Consider the following 24,584-nt stretch of genomic DNA (forward strand, 5'->3'; position numbering starts at 1 on the left):
TTAAGAGCATAGCCAAAATGTCAGAACTGCGGTAAAACCTTGTCTGAATACTCTGTGATCCGTTGTGGAATAGCACCATGAAAAAAAATAATATTATTACTACTGATGAAATTTTGCTGACACTATGTCGCTCGGTTGAGCGGGTACTGGCCGCCGCTGGTAATCCCGGTGTCAATCATTCCCCGATGGTACAAAAAATTCAGAAAACCTGTTTGCGCCCGGACCTGGGCTGTTTTGTGTTGTTCGACGGCGGTTTTTCCGGCCTGGTGGTAATTAACTTTACCGCTCAGGCGGCGATGGAAATTTACCGCCGCTATCTGCTTAGTATGGGTATGCCGGAGTCTGAACTGGCTTCTTTCCACACCTCGGATGAAGTCGGTAACGTAATGGGTGAGCTGATGAACCAGATTGTCGGTGACTTTACCGGTCAGGTGCGCTTAGAGCTGCAAACCTCAATCAATCAAAGCCAGCCGAAAATGATGGCCATCAATAAACAGGTGCAGATCCTGATCAACACCCAACTGGATCAACCGCAGGCGCGACGGGTAACCTTTAGCACGCCGGATCATAATATTTTCTATATGGAACTGGCGATGGATAAAACCGAGTTTATCCAGCTCGGCGAATTTGAAAAAGCGGTACAGAATAGCCCGGATGATATTCTGCAGCAGGCACTGCAAGACCAGGCGCAAGAGCAGTCAAATGCCGCCGCTCAGCAAGCCGATGATGACTTTTTGCGTGATCTCGGGCTGTAAAGCTAACATAGAATAGCCAGGCCAGACAGCCGGAGCAGCCAGCTGGCCTTGACAGAGATTTTGGGTAAACAGCAGGAAAAGATGAAGGATAAAGCGACCTCTTTTGATATTGCCTATTTGGCTGGCGTGTCGCAGTCGACGGTGTCACGGGCATTACGCGACAGCCCCCAGGTAAACAAAGAAACCCGCGAAAAAGTGCAGGCGATTGCCCGCCAGCTGAACTATAAGGTGGATAAAAATGCCAGTAATCTGCGCAAGCAGCGCAGCAGCACGCTGGCATTACTGCTGTTTGAAGATCCCACTACCGATGAGTCGCTGATCAATCCGTTCTTTTTATCGATGCTTGGCAGCATTACCCGCGCCTGCGCCCGTAACGGTCAGGATCTGCTGGTATCGTTTCAGCAACTCAGTGACGACTGGCATGCCGACTATGAAGACAGTAAAAAGGCCGATGGCATTATCCTGCTGGGCTATGGCGACTATGTTGATTACGAGGAAAAGCTGGCCAAATTACTGGCGCAGCAAACTCACTTTGTCTGCTGGGGGGCCGAAGTATTAGGCCATCCGGAATTTACTATTCGCAGCAATAACTGGCAGGGCGGCTATCTGGCCGGCGAGCATTTACTGCATACCGGCCACCGCCATTTTGCCTTTATTGGCAATGCCTCACAGGGCAGCCCGGAATTCAGCGCCCGCTATCAGGGCTTTATTGATGCGCTGGCCAAAGCCGGCATTACACCACAACAGGTACCGCACTTTGATGCGATCTCAACTGAAAGTGCCGGCGATCAGGCCACCGCTACCTTGCTGGACAGTGGTGTCAGTATCGATGCGATTTTCTGTGCCAGTGACTTGATTGCGATTGGCGTGATGCGCTGTCTGAAACGTCGTGGTATTCAAGTCCCGGAACAGATCGCAGTGATGGGCTTTGATGATATCCCAGCCGCCTCTTTTGCATCACCGGGCTTAAGTACGATTCAACAGGATACCAGCAAAGCCGGTGAGCTGTTAGTGAATAACCTGCTGAAACTGATCAACAACCAGCCCATTACCGACAACCTGATTGAGCCTAAGCTGGTGGTGCGGCAATCCTGTGGTGCTGCCGGCAATAGCGCTAACTAGCCCATTAACTGGCCGGTAATACCGCAGTCTCGGGCGTAGTTGGCGTGGTTGGCACAGCTTGCCGGCCGGCCAGCTGCTCCAGCGCCTCGCGCAAGGTCGGGTAAAAGGTCAGCTGCCCCGGCTCTGGCTTAACGCCGGCCTTAGCCAGGGTTTTTAACGGCTGAAACTGTAAGTCCGCGATCAGTAACTCCACCCCTTGCTTACAACTGTTATGTAGCAGTTTATCCAGTGCCGCCAAACCTCCGGCATCTAGCAGTGGCACCCCATCCATATAGAGTACCAGCCCACGTTGTTGCTGGCTGAGCAGCGCCACTTCGGCAAAAATCCGATCGGCAGCGGCAAAAAACAGCGGGCCGCTGATTTTTAATACCTTCCAACCTTCAGGTAATACCTGTTCAACTTGCTTGCGGTTGCCGCTGATATCGGTGACCTTAGTCATCGCAGCAATATCTTTCATAAACAGCATGGTCGCCAGCAAAATACCGGCAGTAATAGCGATTACCATATCAAATACTACCGTCAGTAACAGGCAGACTAAAAACACCAGCACATCGCCACGTGGCGCGGTTTTGAGTAAGTGCCAGGCTTTCGGCGCTTCACTCATGCCCCAGGCCACCATAACCAACAGCGCAGCTAAAGCCGCCATTGGCAGATAGGCCAATACCGGTGTTAGCAGTAATAAAGCGAATAGCACCACCACTGCATGCACCATAGCAGCGATGGGCGACTGGGCGCCGGCTTTAAAATTCGCCGATGAACGCGCCAGCGCCGCGGTGGCCGTAATGCCACCAAAGAACGGCGTAATAATATTACCGATACCCTGCCCCAATAATTCACTATTAGCACTATGGCGCCGGCCACTGGCATTATCCAGCACCACCGCACAGAGTAGCGATTCAATGGCCCCTAGCATGGCAATGGCAAAGGCGGCAGCCAATAAATCTTTTGCCAGCTGCCAGCTAAAACTCAATGGCTCACCTGCGGGGCCGGGGCGGTTCCAGGGCCAGTCAAAATAGGGCAAGTACGGCGGCACCCCGGCAGCCAGGCTGCCATCAGCAGCGGTATAACTAAAACGCGAGGCCACCGTCGGTAAATCAATACCAAATTGCAGTAATAGCAACCCCAGTAAGGTACCGACCAAGAGCGCCGGCAGATGCGGCGGAATAGCAGTATTTAAGCGACGCCAGCCAATCATTACCGCCAGTGTCACAGCTGCGACCAACAGGCTTGGCCAGGCAAAGTGTGGTAATTGCTGGCCAAGTAACCAGATTTTATCGCCAAAATGCTCAGGTAACGCCGCCAATGGCAAACCAAAGAAGTCTTTGATTTGCAGAATAACGATTACTATCGCAATACCTGAGGTAAAGCCGAGGGTTACTGACTCCGGGATATATTCAATTAAACGGCCCAAGCGAAACAGCGCCATCGCCACCAGCATCACCCCGGCCAGCACTGAGGCGAGCAGTAAACCACTTAAACCGTACTTTAACGCTATCGGATACAGGATCACCACAAAGGCCGCGGTCGGCCCGGAGATACTAAAACGCGAGCCGCCGGTTAGGGCAATCACAAAGCCGGCGATAATGGCTGTATAAAGCCCATACTGCGGCGGTACACCGGATGCAATCGCCAGCGCCATCGCCAGTGGAATTGCAATAATCCCAACCGTGACACCGGCCAGTAAGTCCTTTACCAGCTTGTGCCGGTTATAACCCTCGGCCAGACTCTCACGCAAAGCATGGCAAATCCGTAACGAAAATAAATGGGCGCGATGCGACATCCGGCATTCTCTTAGCTAAGGATAATATAGTAAGTGTAGCGCGGACTTAGGCTGCGGACTATCGGCTTTTAGTCGCAAAAGATCTGCACAGAGAAGCGCCCGGCTACAACAACTTCGTGCAGCCGGGGTCCGGGAGAGTTTATTGGCTTTGCAGCACCACTAAACCATAGGGGGCCAGCTGACTGGCATTAAGATCAAAGCCCCAGCTGGCATTGAGCTTGCTTTCCAGAGAGGCACTGATATCTAACGGCTGTTCACTCAGGTTCAGCACAAAGCGGGTATGGCTGCCATTTAGCTCGCGGTCAATCTGCAGCAGGCCGGTAACAGGCTCTGTCACCTGATAGCTGCCTGCCAGCTTTAGCTCAGGCCGCTGCTTTTTCTGCGCGATTAAGAACTGATACAGGCGCCACAGTGAATCTGGCTGGGCTTGCTGCTCTGCTACGGTATTACCACCGGCGCTTAACTGCTGCTGTAAAAAGTCCGGCCACCAATCGGCAAACTGCACGGTAAACTGCTCTTTTTGCTCTACCCAGCTAAGCGGCGCTGCGGTAAAGCCAGCCTGGGCCTCAGTGTTCCACAGCATAGGTGCGCGTTTGTATACATCGTGGCCACTTTGTGCCTGCGTTAAGCCAATCTCTTCACCGTAGTAAAGATACTTAGTACCGGGCGAGCTAAACAGCATGGCTGCGGCCAGTTTGGATTTTTGCAGTACCGTCGCGCGGTCACCGCTTAACTGAAAGGCGACGCGGTCCTGATCATGGTTGGTTAAAAACGGCGTGAAGAATGCCAGTGGCGCGGACGAGTCCAGACGACGTTGCAGGTTTTCCTGTAGCGGGTGTAATTCGCCACTTTGCGTACCGCTAATAGTACCAAACTGCGCAGCATTGCCAGCATTTTGCTGCAGCTGACCAATAATTTTATAACCCACTTCAAAGTCAAAGCCCTGATCCAGCCCCTCACCGTTGCCCCAATATTTGGCGGCAATCGGGATATCTACCCAAGCCTCGCCAACTAAATAAGCTTCCGGGTTCACACTTTTTACAAAGGCATTAAAATCGCGCCAGTAATCAATGGTCGCCGGCAAATCGGCCTGACCATCCGGGCCACTTTCCATCACAAAGCGCACCGCATCTAAGCGGAAACCGGCCACACCCTTGTCCAGCCAGAATTTCGCCATCTTCTTCATTTCGGCCACCACATCCGGATGTTCCAAATTCAGATCCGGCTGGGTCGCACCAAAGGCGGCGTAATAATATTCACCGCGCCGTTCATCAAAGTGCCAAACTGCGTCCGGCTGATCATTATCAGCCCAGGCGTGGCCCCAGCCTTCGCCTTTGGCTGGTAAATCCTTACGCCAGACAAAATAATCTTTATAGGGCGCGATGCCTTCGGCCGATTTACGAAACCACTCGTGCTCACGCGAGATATGGTTAATTACTAAATCCAGAATCACCTTAATGCCTTTGGCATCGGCCGCCTGAATAAAGGCTTCAAATTCTGCCATGCTGCCGTAGTCACGCTCCACCTGATAAAACTCAGTAAAGTCGTAACCGTGATAGGAGGGCGCTTCAAACATCGGCGTTAACCAGATGGCGTTAATACCCAGCTCCTGTAAATACGGCAGCTTGGCGGTCATACCATTGAAATCGCCATGGCCATCGCCGCTAGTATCGTAAAAGCTACGCGGCCAGATCTGATAAAACACCGCATCCTGCCACCAGGGGCCAGACTCAGCTGCTGCGCTAGCCGCCAGTGGTGCGGCAACAGTTTCAGTTTGCTGTGGCGCCGGCTTGCAGGCGCTAAGTGCCAGCGCCAGCGTCAGCGCGGTTAATGAGGTTCTTAACATGGTTTATCCCTTTACTGTTTCGGTTTTTACCCGCAACACATAAAGTGCCGCTATCACATAACTGACGCCACCAATCGCCAGCGCATAAATGGCCTGCCCCTGGAACAGATAACCCACCAGACTGCCCAGAATGGCTGCTGCCAGCAGCTGTGGCAACACGATAAAGATGTTAAACATGCCCATATACACCCCCATTTTATGGGCCGGTAAACAGTTAGATAACAGCGCGTAAGGCAGTGACAAAATCGAGGCCCAGGCAATACCAATTGCAATCATAGGTAACCATAACAGCGCTGGATCTTTAATCAGGAAGAAGGAGAATAAACCCAGAGCGCCGAATAGCAGGTTAATGCAGTGCGCTTTTTGCGTACTGGTGGCTTTAACCAGTAGCGGGATCAGCAAGGCAGCAATGGCGGCGAAACCGTTATACACCGCAAACAATACCCCAACCCAGTCAGCGCCATTGTTATAGGCTACCGAAGTCGTATCGGTGGTGCCATAGTGGTAGCTGGTGACGGCGGCGGTGGTGTAGATCCACATCGCGAATAACGGAAACCAGGAGAAAAACTGCACCACGGCCAGTTGGCGCATGGTTTTCGGCATGGTAAATAAATCATCGGTCAGCTGTACCAGCATATTGCGGTTTTGCTGTTGCTTAAACCAGCTGGCCGCCCATTGCAGTAAACCAAAGGCGGCAACTAAGGCGCCAAGTAAATACAGTTGCTTATCCAGCTGCCAGAACCCAACCGCAGCAAAGGCTGCCACGCCAATCACCACAGCGGCGGCGCCACTGCGCCAGTAATCCTGAGCCGGGGTTGCCATAGGCGCACTGGGGTGTTCTGCCCGCTCAGCGGCATCAAAAGCAGCCAGTTGCTCCGGGCTATATTCTTTACTGAAAATAATGGTCCAGCCCACCGCTAAAAACAGTACCACACCACCGGCATAGAAAGAGTACACCACCGAATCCGGGATCAGCCCTTCAGCAGCAGTATTGGCGACGCCAAACCAGTTGGTCATAATCCAGGGTAAGGCAGACGCGACCACGGCACCGACACCGATAAAAAAGGATTGCATGGCAAAGCCGGTCGGCCGCTGCTGTTTATTCAGGTTATCACCGACAAAGGCGCGAAACGGCTCCATCGTCACGTTAATGGCGGCGTCTAAAATCCACAGCATACCGGCGGCGATCCACAAGGTCGGCGAGTTTGGCATAATCACCAGCGCCGCGGTGGTGGCTAAAGCGCCGTATAAAAAGAACGGCCGGCGCCGGCCCAGCTTAGTCCAGGTTTTATCACTAAAGTGGCCAATGATCGGCTGAACCAGTAAACCGGTTAGCGGGGCGGCGATCCACAGGATCGGAATTTGCTCCATGTCGGCGCCCAGGGTTTGGAAGATCCGGCTGACGTTGCCATTTTGCAGGGCAAAGCCAAACTGAATACCAAAAAACCCAAAGCACATATTCCAAATCTGCCAAAAGCTGAGGTTTGGTTTGGTTTGCATAATGCTGTTCTCTTTTGCGGTTTTATAATTATTTACCTGTCAGGCTGTTTGATACCTGCATTTACCGGCAAGGACAAGATGAATACGTATTCAGCAAGCACCGGTGCCACTGCGGCGCCGGTGCTGTGAGGTTTTAGAGTCCGGCAAACACAAACGGCTGGGCCGGCTTAAACTGGACCAGCGCATCGCCGGCATACACCTGATGCTCTGCCAGCCGCAACTTGCGCACCGGTTGTCCGGCACTAAAATCGACCTGACGGATATCAACCCAGAATACGTTAGGCGTTAGCGCCGTTTCAAAGTAGTAGGTCAGGTTTTTATGATCCGCCAGACTGCGCCAGCGGGTCGAGGAAATATTGGGTTCGGCTTCGGAGGAAATACCAAAGGGCACCGAGGCATTGCGAATCACGCTAAAGACACTGGCCACCGCCAGTTTCGCATCGCTGGTTTGCGGTATCGCATTTAAGTAAAACGATGCCCGGACAAAGCGGTCAGCGGCCCGGTTAGTACCGGGTAACATCACGGTGCCACCAATTTGCTGCCAGTATTCATTAATCGCCAGCTGTTTTTCAAAAATCGGTGAATTGGTCATCACGGTATAGTCAGGGCTATGGTGGATCACCAGTTTGCCATCCAGATACTCAAATACCGCATTATCCCCACTGGCATCCGACAGCGACAGATGCAGGGTCGCAAACTTACTGGTGCCCGGAATATCGGCCGAAACAATAACAAAAGGCTCTTGCCGCATAAAGGCCACCGCTTCGGCCACGCTGGCAAAATTATCCAGCATATACTGCACCCAGGCGGCGATAGACAACCCCGGCGCCTTGCCGTCGTAATCGGCATAGCGTGACTCGACCAGCCACAATAAATTCGCTACCAGACCTTTTTCATTCATGCCATCAGCGCTGGCAATATCAAAGGCGCTGGCCACCACACTGCCATATTTGGCGGTCCAGCGTACCGAGTTAGCGCCGACTTCGCCCTGGCGCTCGATACCGCGCGGGAATAACCAAAGATTCGCCGGAATTTCATCTTTCCAGTCCATCGAGCGGGCGGTAATAATGGTTTGCTCCGGCCCTTTATAGACAGCGCGGGTACAGGCATCACTTACTGCCAATGGCAGTAGCGCGGCCAAGCAGGTCACAGCAAGCAGTTTTCTAATTCGCATTGGAAAGTCCCTGTTAAACAATGAAAAATTCACTGCTAACTATGGCAGAACAGTCGCAGTTTAGCGAATATCTAATACCAATACGCCCCGCGCCGGCACGGTTAGCTGTTGTTGCAGCAGCAATTTTGCACCAGTTAGCACCTCTGTGGCTTGCACCTTGGCTGGCAGCACCTGTCTAAAACGTGCCAGCTCCAGTGTTACCGGATGCGGTTGCTTATTCATCACCACCATCACAGTTTGCTGCTCGTTATAGCGGAAATAGGTATAGGTGCCGCGATCCGGGGCAAAGTGCAGTAGCTTACCCTGATGGATTGCGCTGGCAGTTTTACGCCAGTTTAGCAGCCGGCTCACCAGTTGCTGCGCCATGCGCTGGGTATCCGTTAACCCCACGCTGGTAAAGGCATTGACCTTGTCACCCGCCCAACCGCCGGGAAAATCAGCCCGTACCTTGCCATCATCGCGCTGTGGCGGGCTGGTCAGCGCCAGCTCAGTGCCATAAAACAGTTGTGGAATACCGCGCATGGTAAAGAGGTAGCTCAGCGCCATCCGGAACAAGTCTTGATCTTCGCCCAGCACAGAGAACAAGCGGGCGGTGTCATGATTACCCTCAAAGATCACCAGATTAAAGGGGTTGGCATAGACATGGTCATTGCTCAGCATTTCATACAGGCGGATCCAGCCGCTATTCCAGCTCTCTGGCTCTGCCAGTGATTTTAGCAGGGCGTCATACAGCGGGAAGTCGAGCATCGCCGGAGTATGCGAAACATAGCCATCTTTATTCTGCTTGCCGGCCTGCCAGTACGAGACGATAAGCGGATTCGGGCTCCACTCTTCACCGACAATATTAAACTGAGGATATTCCTGCATAATGCGCCGGCCCCACTCGCTTAAAAAGGCTTTATCAGCGTAAGAATAGGTATCTTCCCGAATACCGGACAACCCCGCATATTCCACCCACCAGATGCTATTCTGAATAAGATAGGTCGCTAATCTGGGGTTACGCTGATTTAAGTCCGGCATGGTGTCAACAAACCAGCCATCGGTAAATAGCTCGCGATCAATATCGGCCGCATAAGGGTCCTGAATGGTGCTGCGGTTATGATTGGTTGGCACAAAGTTGCCATTGCCATCGCCGTTGGGGAAGTTCAGCCAGTCTTTAGCCGGTAAGTCCGGCAGCCACCAGTGATTACTGCCAATATGATTAACGATAATATCCTGAATCACCTTAATACCGAGCGAATTGGCGGCCGCAACAAAATCGCGGAACTGCGCATTGCTGCCAAAGCGGGGATCCACCCGGTAAAAGTCGGTGGCGGAATAGCCGTGATAGGAATAAGCCGGTTGATTATTTTCGGTTAGCGGCGTTGGCCAAACCGCGGTGACACCCAGCTGCTGCAAATACGGCAGCGCTTGTTGCATCCCGGCCAGATCGCCGCCATGACGACCATTATCATCCTGCCGGTTCGCCTGCTCCAGCATCTCGGGTACGCTGTCGTTACTGGGGTCGCCATTTACAAAGCGATCCGGCGTAATCAGATAAATCGCATCGGCTGGTGAGAAGCCCTGGCGCTGTGCTGAACCTTCACTTCGCGCCAATAACGGGTAATCGACTTGCTGTACGGCCTTTGCGCCGCGCCAAAGCTGCAGTGGCAAGGTGCCCGCTGCCGCATCAGCAGACAGTGTCAGCTCAACAAACAGATAATTCGGGTTATCGGTACGATGCACAGCACTGATGCTAACCCCGGGATAGCTGAGCTTAGGTGTTAACTCCGCTAACTTATCCCCGTACAGCATCAGCTCAACAGTCGGATGCTGCATACCACCCCACCAGTTCAGTGGCTCAACCCGCTGTACCCTAGACGCGTATTCACTAGCCGCCTGCAAACCAAAACTCAGGCCATAGATAGCTAATAAGCCAAATAACTTTAATTGCAAAAAATTACGCATTAGTTTTGCTCCTGCGTTGGCTTAGTCAGTAAAAAGCGCAGTGGTGTTGCTAACCGGGCCGCCCAGGCCTGTTCACTGTGATCGGTACCGGCAAACAGCTCGCTGTGCCACAAGGGCGCGCTAAAACCTTTGCGCCGGAATAAGCGATCGACCTCCTGCTGTAACGGCGGATAGAGCGCATCCAACGTTTGGTCACCATAATCAAAGTACCACTTATGCTGGCCGGCAGCGGGGAGCTGCTGCTCCAGATAGCTTAGAAAGGCCTGCGGGATCGGGTTATTCTCTACGCTAAAGGTGCCGGGCCAGTGGGTGGATAAGGCAGCGGCACCACCAAATACCTGCGGATAGCGGCTTTGCGCATACCAGGAAATCAGGCCGCCCATACTGGAGCCCATAATAAAGGTCGCTTCGCGTGCCGGATCAGTAGCAAAATGCTGATCGATATAGGGTTTTAGTTCTGTTACTAAAAAGCGCAGATAGTTATCGCTGTAAACGGCACCGGCAAATAACGGCACACCGGGCGCGCGCTCCAGTTGATACAGCTGTTGCTGCACCGCTTCCGGTAAACTTAAAAAGGGCTGCTGCGGAAAATACTCGCTGTGCCGCGCCGCACCAATATTGTGAATGCCCACCACAATAAAGGGCCGCACCTGCCCCTGTTGCTGTAACTGCTGCGCCGTTTCGGCTACCTGCCAGCTTTGGCCATTCCAGGTGGTACGGGCATCAAATAACATCTGACCATCGTGCATATAGAGCACCGCATAGCGCTGTGCACTGCTATAGCCCTCCGGTAACCAGACATCGATCGGGCGGCTGGGCACATAGACTGACGCGATCTGCGCTAACCTGACAAGTTGGCCAACCTTAACGCCTGGCAAAGTTGCCGTATTATCGTCTGCTGCCAACACAGTACTACTTAACATTAACCCGCAAAATAAACCACTTAGCCATCCCCGCCGCCAATATTTTCTAAGCGCCGTCATCTTTGCCTCCGGTACTATGTCTCCGGTACTATGCCCCCGCCAAACATGACAGCATTTAAAACTGTCACCTTTGGCGTTTGGGTTTAGCCTCGACGTTTAATAGTGAAGCTGTAATTGTTTAGTTGCAGCCTTAAGAGGCAACTTAATATGCAATTGCTTATTCGCTTTGTCATACCAGGCGATATTTTCACCGCGGGCAAAGCGCTGCGGCTGGGCAACAATCGGGATATAACGGCCATCCAGATAGATTTTACGCGCCTTGCCACGTTGGTTATGCAGCACCAGTGTTAAATCGCGGCTGGCCGGCTTGCCCTGATACTCCCCGCCTTCGCGGCTAAAGTTCAGCGTTAGCCTGTTGCCTTCCGTCGTGGCCGCGAAATGCAGCAGCTCATATTGGCCTTTCGCAACCGAATCCGGCGTTACGCCATCATCTTCAAACAGGCTGTACTGGCTGGTAGCGACACTCTGATCGGCGTAATAGTGCAGCGTTAAAGCCTTGCCCTGATAATCCGCGGTGCGTTGCAAGCTGTCGGTCATCGGAATAAAGCTACCGGCTTTTACCAGCACCGGAATGGTATCGATCGTCACCGGGCGCTGTAGCACCTGACCACCTTCCAGCCGCTCGCCGCTAAAGAAATCAAACCAGATGCCTTGCGGCAGATTTACCGGCCAGCTTGTTACGCCTGGTTCCGTTACCGGCGCCACTAAAAAGGCATCACCCCATAAATAACTGTTGGCTTCATCGCGTAGCGCCGGGTTTTGCTCATCGAGGAAGAACAACGGCCGCATCAGCGGTATACCACTTTGGCTATGCTGATAGGCCAGCGTATAGTTGTATGGCAATAAGCGGTAGCGTAACTCCAGCCAGGGGCGCAGGGTGTTAATCACTTCCTGGCTATGGAATACCGGCTCAGGGGCAATATGCTCCTGAGCATGTGGCCGGTACACCGGCTGAAATACGCCATATTGCAGCCAGCGGATATAAAGCTCAGGATCAAAGACTTCGCCACCGGCAAAGCCACCTAAGTCAGAGTGGATCCAGCCAAAGCCAAATAGGCCCATTTGCAGCGCCAGTTCAACCTGAGGCTTTAGCCCGCCCCAGCTGCGGTCAACATCACCAGTCCAGGGCACCATACCAAAGCGCTGCGAACCTAAGCTGCCGGCGCGCATCATTATAAAGGGCCGCTGTGCCGGGAAATCACGGCGATAGCCCTGATGCACCAACTCAGCCCAGCGATGGCCATAGGCATTATGCACTGCATCGGCAGGCTGTAAGCCAATGCCCGGCAGATAATGATAGGTATCGGCCGGGTGCACTTCAGGCTCGCCCAGATCGCCCCAAATACCACCAACACCTTGCGTCAGTAACTGATGGTAACGCTGCCAGAACCAATCGGCGGCTTTGGGATTAAACACATCAACCAGACCAGTATTGCCAAAGTAAAAATCAAAGGTCTTTGGCTGACCATCCGGCCCCGGCGCAATAGCACTCGCCGCGACCGCTTCATCCCAGCGCTTGGAGGTTGTCAGAATAAAGGGCTCCGTCACCAGGATCGTTTTAACACCATCGGCGGCAAAATCGGCCAGCATTTGCTCTGGATTTGGGAATGCTTCACGATCCCAGTCCAGATTACCCATATGGCCCTGAATATCCGGTCCAAACCAGTATAGATCGATCACAATGGCATCTAGTGGCAGCTTAAGATCGCGGAATTTTTGCACCACCGCCCGCGCCTCTGCCTCGGTGCGATAACCAAAGCGCGAGGCATAGTTGCCTAAGGTCCAGCGCGCGGGTAATGGCGGTTTGCCACTGACCGCCAGATACTGCTGGATCAACTCAGGCGTCGTATCGGCGGCGACCAGCAGATAGCTGCTGCGGCCGCCCTGGGCACGGAAACGTAACTGATCTGCCTGGCTATGGCCCAGATCCAGCTCACCAGTGGCGCCATTATCAAACAGCAGCAGATAGTTTTTATCGGATAAAATACCGGCCAGACTAAAGTACATCTGGCTCGACTCGGTACTGTAACCATAATGCGCCTTGTTATAGAGCGGTAACTTATGACCGCGGCGATCCATACCCAGCACTCGCTGCCCGGCACCGGCCAGTTTTTCCTGCTCGGCAAGGCTAAAATCAAAACCCAGCTGACCATCCGCCTGAATCAGGCCGGCCTGATCGCGGGTTAACAGCTCGCCATCGCGGTAAAAGGCAATACTTAACGGGCTTTTGTTGATCACCAGTTGCAAGGCATCACTTTGCAAGGTCAGTTGTTGCTCATCAAGCGCCAATTGCAAGGCTACCGGCTGTGGTGCTGTGCCGATCAACAAGGAGTCTTGTTGCAGCACAGCGCTTCGCTGATACCAGACAGCGACACTGTGGGCGTTGTAAAAGGCGATGCTCACTTCACCCTGATCCGTGGTCAGGATCAGGCCCTGCGCGGTTTGGCGGTGACTTTGATAATGTTCGACGGCCTGACTGCTGTTAAACAGCAGCCCCAGCAATAACAGCAGACCAGCGATCCGCATTATAACAAGCTGCATAGTGGCTCCTTAACGCACCAGTTGATACACAACCGAGCCCAGCGGGGCCAGTTGCACCGGGATCTGCCCCAGACCATTGCTCACCTGCAGCTGATTCTGTTGCCCGGATAATTGATCCTGCAACTGATAGGTACCATCTGCCAGCTGCCAGGCACTGATCAGACTGGCCGGTAACTGTAACGTAAATTCAACAGCCTGCTGCGGATTAAAATGGCTGACCACCACCAGTTGCTGTCGCTCGACATAGCGGGCAAACGCCAGTTGCTGTTCCGAGTAAACGCTACCAGCGGCCAAATTGTGCGTATGTAACTCCTGATAAGCGCCATTCAGTGCCGGGGCGTTGCGGCTAAATTGCATTAAGGCTTCATAGAATTGCCGCAGCTCACGCTCTGCCGGGCTTAGGGCACCGCCATCAAATTTGCCACCATTCATCCAGCGTTGGTGATGCGGTACGCCCCAGTAATCAAAGATGGTGGTGCGGCTGGCCTTACCAAACCCCGCGTCAGCCGCACCCGGTTCGCCCACGTCCTGGCCGAAATACAGCATAGTAGGTGAGGTACTGATCAGCGTGGATACCACCATCGCCGGCATCCCTTTGCGGGCATCACCGGCAAATTCCGGGGCCGCAATACGCTGCTCGTCATGGTTTTCCAGAAAGTGCAGCATATGATGTTCAATATCAGCCATCCGCTGTTGAATGCTCACCAGCTCAGACGTCGGGCCTTTACCCTGCATCACCAGCTTCAGGCTGTCGTAAAACTCGACTTTATCGTACAGGTAATCCATTAAACCGAGCTTGATATAGTCGCGGTATAAATGCGGCTGATACACCTCGGCCAGTAAAAAGGCGTCCGGGTTTTGTTGTTTAATATGCGAGTTTAAATAGCTCCAGAACTCTACCGGCACCATCTCGGCCATATCGTAACGAAAGCCATCGACGCCCATTGCAGTCCAATACAGCACGATGTCACGGAATTTAATCCAGGTATCAGGCACTTCTTTGCCTTGCCAGAACTGATAGTGTGCCTGCCAGTCCTTTTCAGCGTAGTCGGCCGGTAGTTTGTCAAAGTCGTAACTACCATCCGGACGCACACCAAAGTTAATTTTTACCGTTTCATACCAATCATCAAAGGCCGGCTGCACCGAGCGGGCGCCATTGCCGGTCCATTTCGCCGGTACTTCGGCAAATTTGCCATCGGCCAGTGGATGAGCATCACCGCCCAGCACCTGATAATCGGCCGGCCAGGCCGGTACCTGAAAGGCGGAACCGGGGATATAGTAGAAATTATTATCGCGGGCATATTCCACACTTGTATCGTCATCCGCACCAAAATCGCGCACCCCTTCCGGTTTGGCCAGTGACTCATAACGCCGCGCCACGTGGTTAGGAACGATATCGATCAACACTTTCATGCCATGCTGATGAGTACGGGCGATCAGCGCCTGGAATTCTTCCAGCCGTTTGGCCGGGTCGTCGGCCAGATCCGGATTCACACTGTAATAGTCTTTCACTGCATAGGGTGAACCGGCGCGGCCCTTTACCACATCAGGATCGTCGTTGCTAATGCCATAGGCGGTATAGTCGCGGATCACCGCATGGTGTGGCACCCCGGTGTACCAGATATGGGTAGTACCCAGCGCTTTGATGCCTTGCAGGGCATCATCAGTAAAGTCGCTAAACTTACCAACACCATTTTCTTCCAACGTACCCCAAGGCTTGTTGGTGGTTTGGGTGTTGCCGAATAAGCGGGTAAATACCTGATACACCACAGCCTTACCTTCAGCATCAAATTGGCTGGCTTGTTGTGGTGCGCTCGCTGCTGCGCTGTGATTGGCTGGCGGTTTATTGTCACAGGCCACCAATACGGTCAGTACCAGTGCACTGAGTCCGGCCGCGATCTTCGCTTGCATATCTAATCCCCTTGTCTTGCTGTTTTTTTGCTAAGTTACCGCAGAACGCCGGGCAGGTTATGCCTTTTTTTGGTGCATACGTATGCAAAGCGGCAACGTCAGGCCCAAGCGATACCACAGATACAGAAATATTGAGTGCACACCGCAGCTGACATATAGTTAAGAAAAACCTGAGGTAATAATGCAGACGCCAACAGATATCCAGCAGCTCATTGCGTTTTTAATGCTTTTATTGGTGGTTTCTGGCGCAGGCTGGGCGGTGATGGCCTGGTTGGTAAAGATTTGCCCGAAAGCCAGTAAGTTTTTTGCCTTGGCGCATATTCAGGTCTTACTCGGCATGCTGTTGCTGCAGCAGCGAACTGAAGCAGCAGCATTCTGGTACTGGCAGTTATCTGACCTATTGATCCTAAGTGGCTTTTTCTCGCTGTATCTTGGCATCGCCAAGCTCTATACCAAAGCGATACAGTTGCAGTTTGAAGTGTTACTGGCGGCCAGCTGTCTGCTGGCGTACTTGCTGCTGATTGACGGTCCGGCCAGCCTGCGTTTGGGCGGCGTAGTGTTTTCACTGGTCAGTATGGCGATCTTTGCCCGCTGTGCTCAGGTGGAATGGCAAACCATTCGTCAGAGCTTTGGCCAGTTCTACGCTGGCTTGTTCGCCGCACCACTGTGCCTGTTTAGCCTGTTTTTTCTATGGCGTAGCCTTGATACGCTGCTACAACCCAATCCCAGCATCGCTACGCTATCGCTGCAAAGTAGTGCATCGGCGAAACAACTGTGGTTTTTTATCGTGCTGATTCTGATCATGAATCTGAATCTGGTTGGTTACGCGATCAGTCGCTTAGTCAGCAAAATTCGCCAGTTGGCGGATAAGGACTTATTAACCGGCGTCTGGAGCCGGCGGATCATTATGCAGCAGCTGGAATATTACTTGCGGGATAGTAAACGTAATCAGCGCCCCTTTACGGTATTGCTGCTGGATTTAGACCATTTTAAACAGCTTAATGACCAATACGGTCACGCTTGTGGTGATCAGGCGTTGCAAGCTGCCACCCAGGTTTTGCAACAACAGCTGCGGCAGGGCGATTGGCTGGGGCGCTTCGGTGGTGAAGAGTTTGTCGTAATTCTACCCGACACAGTGCAGGCGCAAGCGCTGGAAATCGCCGAACGGCTACGTCTTAGGCTGGCAGAAACAGCAATGCCAGCACCTATTGCCAGGGCGCTGACCGTCAGTATTGGGGTCGCCGAGCATCAAAGTGGACAGAACGTAACAGAACTCATCGAACAGGCCGACCGGGCCATGTACCGTGCTAAAGATAGTGGTCGGAACGCTGTCTACAGCGCCCACACTAACGATACCAGCTCACACACTAATTAAAAGTGATCCGAATTGGAATCTTAAGTGTACAACACCGCAAAATAAAAGAATTAAGTTTTTTCTTAAGCACTTAATCTGGGATGATGTCTGTTATGCTAACTGCCTTACCGATTAACTAATCGACAAGTCAGGTTCAAGCCTAACCATCAGAAAAGTTCGCGTCTGCTTTTTCTGATTTGATGTTTAATCGGATTATTACCCCGCCATGGATAGCAAAGCCACCTATCGCCCATATTTGTTGTTCATTAAGGTAGTAAAATGAAAATTATTAATCGGTTATATTCCGGATACGCAGCGCTCTTGGTGTTAATGATAGCGCTATCTTTATTTGGCCAATATAAAATTAGTATTGCAGACGCCAATCTGACTCAGTTGTCCGAGCAAACCGCCGTAGAACAGCGACAAGCTATAAACTTTCGCGGCTCTGTGCATGACAGAGCAATATCACTGCGCGATGCGGTGCTTGTCAATAATGTGCAACAGTCACAGACACATCTGTCCGACGTTGCGCGTTTAAACGAGTTTTATCAACAGTCAGCCATTATTTTGGATCGGATGTATCAGGCTGAAAGCCATAGTCCGGATGAAATTCGCCTGTTAGGTGATATCAAAAATATTGAACGCTCGACTCTGGCGCTTACTGAGCGCTTAGTCACACAAATTAATCGGGGGCAATTTCAGGAAGCCAATAGCTTCCTGTTGTCAGATATCTCTCCGGCCTACTCTGCCTGGTTAGCAAGTATCAACAGACTTATCGACTACCAAGAAAACTTAATCCAACAACAAGTTGCCAGCGCTAAAGATCAAACCAATAGTTTTCAAAGCGTTATGCTATTTTTAACACTGCTTGGAGTGGTGATTGGCAGCACCATTGCATACCGGGCAGTGCGTCGACTACGCCTAACAATCGGCGGTGAACCCGAGTATGCCGCTCAAGTCATTACCGAAATTTCTAAAGGTAATCTGACAAGCAATATCCACTCTAATCACGAAAGCAGTATCCTTGCCGCGCTTAAATTATTAAGTGTGCATTTAAATGACATTACGCTTAGCTCAAAGAAAGCTGCTAACGAATTGTTGACCGCATCAGAGCAGCTGCTAAAAACAGCAAATTTAAACGAACAACTGATTAGTCAACAAAAATCTTCTACCGAACAAGGTGCTACCTCTATTCAGCAAATGACAGATACAGTGCATGATGTCGCTTCTCACACTACAGATGCCGCCGATATGGCACAACTTGCTATTGCCGAGTTTAAAGCAGGTCAGGCCGAAGTTCTGAAAACGCAAAATAGTATTAATGCACTGGCCGCCAAAGTAGCCGACGCCTCGGTAGTGATCAACAATCTGTCTGAAGATAGCCGGCAGATTGGTTCAGTATTAGAAGTGATTCAGGGGATAGCGGAACAAACTAACTTATTGGCACTTAATGCAGCGATTGAAGCTGCGCGGGCGGGTGAACAGGGTAGAGGTTTTGCGGTAGTTGCCGACGAGGTAAGAAACCTTGCCCGTAGAACCCAGGATTCAACCCGTCAGATTCAGACGGTAATTGAGAAAATGCAAACCAGCACCAATAAAGCGGTAAGTGTGATGGATGAGGGGCAAGCACAGGCTCAGGTCAGCGTCGAACAGGCGCGTAGCGCTGGTGAGTCACTGAATGCGATTAATCTGTCGGTTACCCGCATTAGTGATATGAATACACAAATTGCCACCGCCGCTGAAGAGCAGGCTGTGGTCGCGAACGAAATTAACCAGAATTTTAATCAGATCACCAGTTCAGCCAGCCGTGCCGAACAGGAAGCGTTAAAGATAACCACGGCGAGCAAACAACTCGAAAGCCTGGCCAAAGTGCTGGAGAAAAACGTGAGTCAGTTTAAAACATTCTGATTTGCGAACTATGGTGCCGGCACTTTGGCCGGCATCACCGTTCGGGCAGCAAAAATACAATTCTCATACCTGCCGCAAAATACTTTCTGCCCAGGCGACGGCTTCCAGATATATCGGTGCCAGCTCTGCGCCTTCAGGCAACGACTGCAGTAAATCATCAGTCAGTGGCCAGTCGGCTTGTTCCAGCGCTTCGGTGAGTTTTAAAAAGTGCCCGAACTGCCCTTCGCGTTTTAGCAGTGCCAGCTTAACTTCAGGCACTAATGGCAGCTGAGCAAGTAACTCATCCTGCGGCTGCTCAACTATCAGGTGCACATTGGAGAATAGTCCGGTTAAAAAGCTGCTGGGTGGATTTTTAGTTAACTTAACATGGTTAGCCAAAGCATCGCAAAAGCGAGCCCTGACCAATGACTGGCGCAGCAACTCGTCAGGTGCGCCATCCTGTAAATTGGCCAGTACCAGCAGCGCCAGAAACTTTTTCAGCTCGGCTTCGCCCATATAGACCATTGCATGTTTAACTGAAGTTATCGCCTGGCTCTGGCCACTGTGATTAATAAAACGCAGTAACTTATAAGACAGCCCCAGATCACGCTGGCAAATATCGGCCAGCCGCTCAAAGTCCAGTGTGCGGGCTGAGGCTTCCGCCATTAACGCCAGCAAGTTCGCTTTATTGGAACTCAGTTGCTTATGCTTTAGCATTTCCGGGCGGGCAAAAAAGTAGCCCTGAAATAACTGAAAGCCCATCAATTTTAATTTTTCAAACTGCTCGGCTGTTTCCACCCGTTCGGCCAGCAGCGTAAAAGGATAATCCGCTACCCGGCGCAAGTGGCGGCTAATTTGCAACAAGTTAAATTGCTGCACATCGACCTTCAGATAGCTGATAAAAGGTAAGAACGGGTCCCATTTCGGGTCAAAATCATGATCGTCCAGTGCCAGCTGGTAGCCACGCGCCTTAAGATACTTCAGAGTAGCTAACAGCTCGGGCGTTGGCGGTACCGTCTCTAACACCTCGATCACCATTGATTCCGGTTTAATCGAGGTCGGGAAATGATGCAGTAGGGTTTCTTCAGAAAAGTTGATAAAGGCCAGTTTATTTGAGGTGACCTTCTCCACCCCCATCAGCAGGTGATGCTGCATAATCAGCTTCGAGGTTGCTTCGTCGGCATCTATTTTTGGAAAGGCGTTTGCTTCACCATCGCGGAAAAGCAGTTCATATCCGATGGTTTCTTTATCTTTGTTAAAGATTGGCTGACGCGCGATATACCCATACATCCCGGCTAACTCCAAAGTACTACGCCTGAAGTTCAGTATATGCCGATATAGCGGGGATACAAGAGCGCGACAGCAATTATCTCAGCTGCCGCGCACCTCGTTCTGAGACTAGGCAGGCGCCCGGTGAGTTGTTTTAGCTTGGGTGAACACTCTGGGCTTTTTCGGCTTCTTGGGTTTCGCCGGTGCGCTACTTAGCACTGTCTCGGCTAACGGCTGCTGCGGAACAAAGCCGGCTATTTCTTTGCGCGGCAATTGCAGCTTGATTAGCTTTTCAATGCCTTTCAGTTCTTTTAACTCTTCAGCGCAAACCAGTGATACCGCCAAACCAGCGGCACCGGCGCGACCGGTGCGGCCAATACGGTGCACATAGTCTTCGGCAACATTTGGCAGCTCATAATTAACGACCTGCGGTAATTGCTGGATATCCAGACCACGGGCGGCAATATCCGTTGCCACTAACACCCGGATGCCGCCGGCTTTAAACTCAGCCAGTGCCTTAGTACGGGCATTCTGGCTTTTATTGCCATGGATAGCCATGGCGCTGATGCCGGCTTTTTCCAGCAATAAGGTCAGTTTATTGGCGCCATGTTTGGTTTTGGTAAACACCAGCACCTGCTGCCAGTTGTGCTCTTTAATTTGCTGGATCAATAAATTGGCTTTCTGGCCTTTATCAACCGGGTATAACCACTGTTCAATTCGCTCTACCGTGCTATTTGGCGGCGTTACAGTGACTTCTAATGGCTGATGCAGCAGGCCTTTGGCCAGGGTGCGGATCTCTTCAGAAAAGGTGGCCGAAAACAACAGGTTCTGCCGCTTCGGCGGTAACAGCGCCAGAATTTTCTTAATATCGCGGATAAAGCCCATATCCAGCATCCGGTCGGCTTCATCCAGCACCAGAATTTCCAGCTGATTAAAGCGCACCGCGTTTTGCTGGTATAAATCCAGCAACCGGCCCGGCGTGGCAATCAAAATATCGACACCTTTACGCAGCGCCATCATCTGCGGGTTAATTTTAACGCCACCAAATACCAGCGTACTGCGTAGCGGTAAATGCTTACCATACAGTTGCACACTTTCGGCAACTTGCGCGGCCAGTTCACGGGTTGGGGTTAAGATCAGTGCCCGTACCTGATTCGGCTGTACTGTACGGCCTTGCTCGCGACTGTCATTCAACCGCTGCAGTAACGGTAAGGTAAAGCCGGCAGTTTTGCCGGTACCGGTTTGGGCGGCGGCCATCAGGTCCCGCCCCGCCAGTACCGCAGGGATAGCTTGTTGTTGAATAGGTGACGGCGTGGTGTAGCCTTTTTCAGCTACAGCTTTGAGCAGCTCAGCCGCTAACGGTAAATCAGTAAATTGCATGCGTATTCCCGCAATGGTGCTGCGAAAATCTCTGCCCGCAGCTGCAGTGCCCTTCAAAAGGAAGGGCGCGCAGCTTACCCTAAACTGGCTGAGGGTGCGAGTTTTCTCTAAATTTTGTTACCGGCGACGCTTTTATGCAATGCCACTCAATGTTATTTTGAGCGGTGGCAATGACTTTCCGATATGGAGCCTGTTTTGAATCTGGCGGCAGCGAGCAAAAGTGTATTTTTGCGTAACCTTGAGCAGTCCCTGACCCTGTTATACAACCCCGGGCACGGCTGTTTTTATAGTTTGGTAAAACGGTTTTTTACGCAAAATCAGGCGCAGCAGCTGGAATTGTCTGGTGCCGAGCAGCGCTGGCAGCAGGCTATGCAACAAAAAGAGGCGACAGAGGTTATTCAGCAGTGTCGCAAACGCTATACCGATTTGCAGTTTGAATACGAAAAGCAACGCCTGCAGTGCTGGAGCGCTCTAATGGCGGCGGCAGAAAATCTGCTGCAACAGAGCGAGGGCCAGACAGGTCCGGAAACACTAAACCTGAGTGCCCGCCTGCTGGGTAGCCTGTTTATCACCGCGAATGGCAAGAAAAACAAACCCTTGCTGCTGGAGTTTGCTTATAAGCCCCTCTACCGGGCAGTGCTGCTGTTGCGCTTACTCGACCATCTACTGGCCGAGAAGTTTTTTACCGAACCACAGTGGCAGGAATGGTATCAGCAGCGTACGCCTGACACTCCGGATCACTGCCCGTACCGACAGCAACTGCAGTTGCCAATGGTGATGGCTTGCTTGCTGGAACACTTTGGTAAGCTGGATACCCAGGCGCAAAACCTGTTAACGGATAATGGACAGCAGTCGGCCGATCGGGTACTGAATAGTGAAGAGCGTGCTCAGTTTCTGACACTGTGCCGCCTTGGCAGTACCACCTTATTGGCGCAGGGACTAGGCGATCTGCCTTATCGTGGCAGCAAAAGAGAAGAGCGGGAGCAACACCAGCAGCAACATCAGCAATTGCTGCATAAATTGCAGCTCTTTATCAGTACCCGCCCGGACAGTGCGCTTGGCAGTTTATTTAAAGTCAGCCAAGCCTACTCAGCTATAGTTTTGCCAGGCCGTGGCCGCTATAAATACGATACCCTACCCAAAGCTGCACTGTTGATGCGCGATGCTGTGCAGCGGGGTGAATACAGTGGTTTGATTGTCGACCGCTTATTCCGGCTGGTTGGGATCTTTCCGCAAGGCTTCGGGCTAGTGTTTATCCCGCTGAATGACGATGGCAAACCACAGCCACGCTATGAATTCGCTATCGTCAACAGCTTCTATCCGGAAAAGCCGGACCGGCCGTTATGCCGCATTGTCAGCCGCAGCCAGGAGCTGAAAAATACCACCTTTAACATGAGCCTGAGCCCGGAATATAACCTGTACTTTAAGCCGGCACGTGACCGCCTGAAAAGCAATGTGCCAGAACAAAAGCTGAAGGAATTACTGCAACTGCTATATAAAGACGCCGAGGCGCAATATCTGCGGCATCTGCTGCCGCAGTGCTGGGAGCCGGATAACTTCTTTAGCCTGGGCGCTAACCAGAACCTCTGGAATAACGCCCATTTACGTCTGAACTAACTCAAATTACCTACCAGGTTTTGTAAATAAGCTTGGTGCGTAGGCAACGCCATTACCGTTTTGCTAACGACTTGCTGCAAATCACTAAGGTATCCGCTTAGTTGCGTTGCTGTCAGACCTTCTGCCAGCGGATGATGGCTGATTGGATAAGTATTTTGTCCTAACATAACTTGTTGCCATGCAACCTCTGTAAATAGTTCATCCTGCTGTCTGAACACCTGCCCACTTTGCCGGAAGAGATCCAACCGCTGTGCCAGTGTATCGGGTAAATCCATCTCTCTACAATACTGCCATAGTGGATGGTCTGTTCGCTGATTTAAGTGGTAATGCAAGATAATAAAATCGCGGATCGCTTCAAACTCCAGCTGTGACTGGCGATTAAACTCTGCGCTCAACGCCACCATATCCCGGGTTGCCGGAAAACACTGTACCAATCGCACCACCGCACTTTGAATCAGATGAATGCTGGTTGATTCCAACGGCTCCAAAAAACCACTGGATAAGCCAACGGCAACACAGTTATGCCGCCATTGCTGCTTGCGCCGCCCGGTAACAAAACTGATTTTGCGTGGTTCAGCCAGTGCCGGAGCGTCAAGATTAGTCAGTAGTGTCTGCTTTGCTTGCTCATCATCGAGAAAACGACTGCTATATACCAAACCATTACCAGTACGATGCTGCAATGGGATCCGCCATTGCCAGCCACCGCCATGCGCAATAGAGCGGGTAAAAGGCACTATCGGGTAACGCGCTTCTGAAGGCACCGCGAGCGCACTGTCACAGGGCAACCAATGCTGCCAATTGTCATAACCGGCAGCCAGTGTTTGCTCAATCAGCAAAGCTCTTAAGCCAGAGCAATCGATAAACAAATCTGCCGCTAATACCCGACCGTCTGTCAGCACCACTGTAGCAATGTCGCCAGACGGTTGTTGCTCAACGTGAGCAATTAAACCCTCAACCCGTGTTACGCCACGTTGCTCACTGTAGCGGCGTAAAAAGGCCGCATAAAGCCCGGCATCGAAATGATAAGCATATTGCAACCCAGGTAGCGGCGAACCAGGCAACTGTGACTGCGGGTTAAACTTTCCGGCTTTTGCTGCCTGATAGTTAAGTGAATAATCCCAAAAACTACTCTGATCTCCTCTGGCTTTTGCGGCTAACCAGAAATGATGAAAAGATGCCATGCCGAGCTGGCGGCCAACCGGACCAAAGGCATGCATATAGCTGTCACCCTGCCGGCCCCAGTTTTCAAACTGAATACCCAGCTTAATACTGCCTTTAGTTTCGCGTAAAAACTCGGCCTCATTAATGCCTAAAGCGGCATTAAAATGCTGAATCGCTGGAATTGTCGCCTCGCCAACGCCGACGGTACCGATCGAATCCGATTCAACTAATTGTAGCTGGATCTGTTCGCCAAGAATGCGTGCCAGCATCGCTGCGGTCATCCAACCGGCAGTACCACCGCCGACTATCAATACCCGGCGCACCTGATTTAAATCTGTAATCTTCACCTTACCTCCA

Annotated in this window: 16 protein-coding genes; 5 read left to right on the forward strand and 11 right to left on the reverse strand. The window is 51.8% G+C overall.

Annotated elements, in window-relative coordinates:
- Window positions 1-77 precede the first annotated feature (77 nt).
- Window positions 78-755: a DUF3334 family protein gene (locus tag H1D31_RS15655; RefSeq protein WP_065955410.1), complete on the forward strand. Its 678-nt coding sequence runs from the start codon at window positions 78-80 to the stop codon at window positions 753-755.
- Between the two features lie 81 nt (window positions 756-836).
- On the forward strand, window positions 837-1,877 hold the full coding sequence (locus H1D31_RS15660; RefSeq protein WP_261260102.1) for a LacI family DNA-binding transcriptional regulator: 1,041 nt from the start codon (window positions 837-839) through the stop codon (window positions 1,875-1,877).
- Window positions 1,878-1,881: 4 nt separating this feature from the next.
- Here H1D31_RS15660 and dauA read toward each other — a convergent pair whose 3' ends face one another.
- The 8 genes from dauA to H1D31_RS15700 all read right to left on the reverse strand — a co-directional run bounded on the left by dauA (window position 1,882) and on the right by H1D31_RS15700 (window position 15,559).
- Complete coding sequence (gene dauA / locus H1D31_RS15665; protein ID WP_261259763.1) at window positions 1,882-3,657, reverse strand: C4-dicarboxylic acid transporter DauA; 1,776 nt, start codon at window positions 3,655-3,657, stop codon at window positions 1,882-1,884.
- 139 nt (window positions 3,658-3,796) lie between these two features.
- The gene (locus tag H1D31_RS15670) at window positions 3,797-5,503 is read right to left on the reverse strand and encodes an alpha-amylase family glycosyl hydrolase (RefSeq protein WP_261259764.1); all 1,707 of its coding nucleotides are present in this window, start codon (window positions 5,501-5,503) and stop codon (window positions 3,797-3,799) included.
- Window positions 5,504-5,506: 3 nt separating this feature from the next.
- The gene (locus tag H1D31_RS15675) at window positions 5,507-7,003 is read right to left on the reverse strand and encodes an MFS transporter (protein ID WP_261259766.1); all 1,497 of its coding nucleotides are present in this window, start codon (window positions 7,001-7,003) and stop codon (window positions 5,507-5,509) included.
- A gap of 133 nt (window positions 7,004-7,136) precedes the next feature.
- A complete protein-coding gene (locus H1D31_RS15680) occupies window positions 7,137-8,177 on the reverse strand; it encodes a linear amide C-N hydrolase (RefSeq protein ID WP_261259768.1) in 1,041 nt (346 codons plus the stop codon).
- Between the two features lie 60 nt (window positions 8,178-8,237).
- Window positions 8,238-10,124 (reverse strand): glycoside hydrolase family 13 protein, encoded by a 1,887-nt coding sequence (locus tag H1D31_RS15685; protein WP_261259769.1) that lies wholly within the window; start codon window positions 10,122-10,124, stop codon window positions 8,238-8,240.
- Window positions 10,124-11,047, reverse strand: coding sequence for an alpha/beta hydrolase (locus H1D31_RS15690; protein ID WP_261259771.1), 924 nt, complete (start codon window positions 11,045-11,047; stop codon window positions 10,124-10,126). Before H1D31_RS15690 ends, H1D31_RS15685 begins: the two co-directional genes overlap by 1 nt.
- A gap of 156 nt (window positions 11,048-11,203) precedes the next feature.
- Window positions 11,204-13,648, reverse strand: a complete 2,445-nt coding sequence (locus tag H1D31_RS15695; RefSeq protein WP_261259773.1) for a TIM-barrel domain-containing protein — start codon at window positions 13,646-13,648, stop codon at window positions 11,204-11,206.
- A 9-nt stretch (window positions 13,649-13,657) separates the two neighbouring features.
- Window positions 13,658-15,559 (reverse strand): alpha-amylase family protein, encoded by a 1,902-nt coding sequence (locus H1D31_RS15700; protein WP_261259776.1) that lies wholly within the window; start codon window positions 15,557-15,559, stop codon window positions 13,658-13,660.
- Between the two features lie 181 nt (window positions 15,560-15,740).
- Here H1D31_RS15700 and H1D31_RS15705 point away from each other — a divergent pair, with 181 nt between their 5' ends.
- Complete coding sequence (locus H1D31_RS15705; protein ID WP_261259778.1) at window positions 15,741-16,934, forward strand: sensor domain-containing diguanylate cyclase; 1,194 nt, start codon at window positions 15,741-15,743, stop codon at window positions 16,932-16,934.
- 258 nt (window positions 16,935-17,192) lie between these two features.
- The gene (locus tag H1D31_RS15710) at window positions 17,193-18,821 is read left to right on the forward strand and encodes a methyl-accepting chemotaxis protein (RefSeq protein WP_261259780.1); all 1,629 of its coding nucleotides are present in this window, start codon (window positions 17,193-17,195) and stop codon (window positions 18,819-18,821) included.
- Window positions 18,822-18,884: 63 nt separating this feature from the next.
- Here the strand turns inward: H1D31_RS15710 and H1D31_RS15715 are convergent, their stop codons facing one another.
- Window positions 18,885-20,090, reverse strand: coding sequence for an EAL and HDOD domain-containing protein (locus H1D31_RS15715; protein WP_261259792.1), 1,206 nt, complete (start codon window positions 20,088-20,090; stop codon window positions 18,885-18,887).
- Between the two features lie 108 nt (window positions 20,091-20,198).
- Window positions 20,199-21,449 carry a DEAD/DEAH box helicase gene (locus H1D31_RS15720; protein WP_261259794.1) on the reverse strand — a complete coding sequence of 417 codons (1,251 nt, stop codon included), beginning with the start codon at window positions 21,447-21,449 and terminating at the stop codon, window positions 20,199-20,201.
- A gap of 183 nt (window positions 21,450-21,632) precedes the next feature.
- Here H1D31_RS15720 and H1D31_RS15725 point away from each other — a divergent pair, with 183 nt between their 5' ends.
- Window positions 21,633-23,066 (forward strand): hypothetical protein, encoded by a 1,434-nt coding sequence (locus tag H1D31_RS15725; RefSeq protein ID WP_261259796.1) that lies wholly within the window; start codon window positions 21,633-21,635, stop codon window positions 23,064-23,066.
- Here H1D31_RS15725 and H1D31_RS15730 read toward each other — a convergent pair.
- Window positions 23,063-24,574 carry a tryptophan halogenase family protein gene (locus H1D31_RS15730; protein WP_261259798.1) on the reverse strand — a complete coding sequence of 504 codons (1,512 nt, stop codon included), beginning with the start codon at window positions 24,572-24,574 and terminating at the stop codon, window positions 23,063-23,065. The two genes, H1D31_RS15725 and H1D31_RS15730, sit on opposite strands and share 4 nt — an antisense overlap.
- Between the last annotated feature and the right edge of the window lie 10 nt (window positions 24,575-24,584).

Origin of the sequence: Alishewanella sp. BS5-314, from assembly GCF_025377695.1 — a bacterium.
Lineage (GTDB): Bacteria > Pseudomonadota > Gammaproteobacteria > Enterobacterales > Alteromonadaceae > Alishewanella > Alishewanella aestuarii.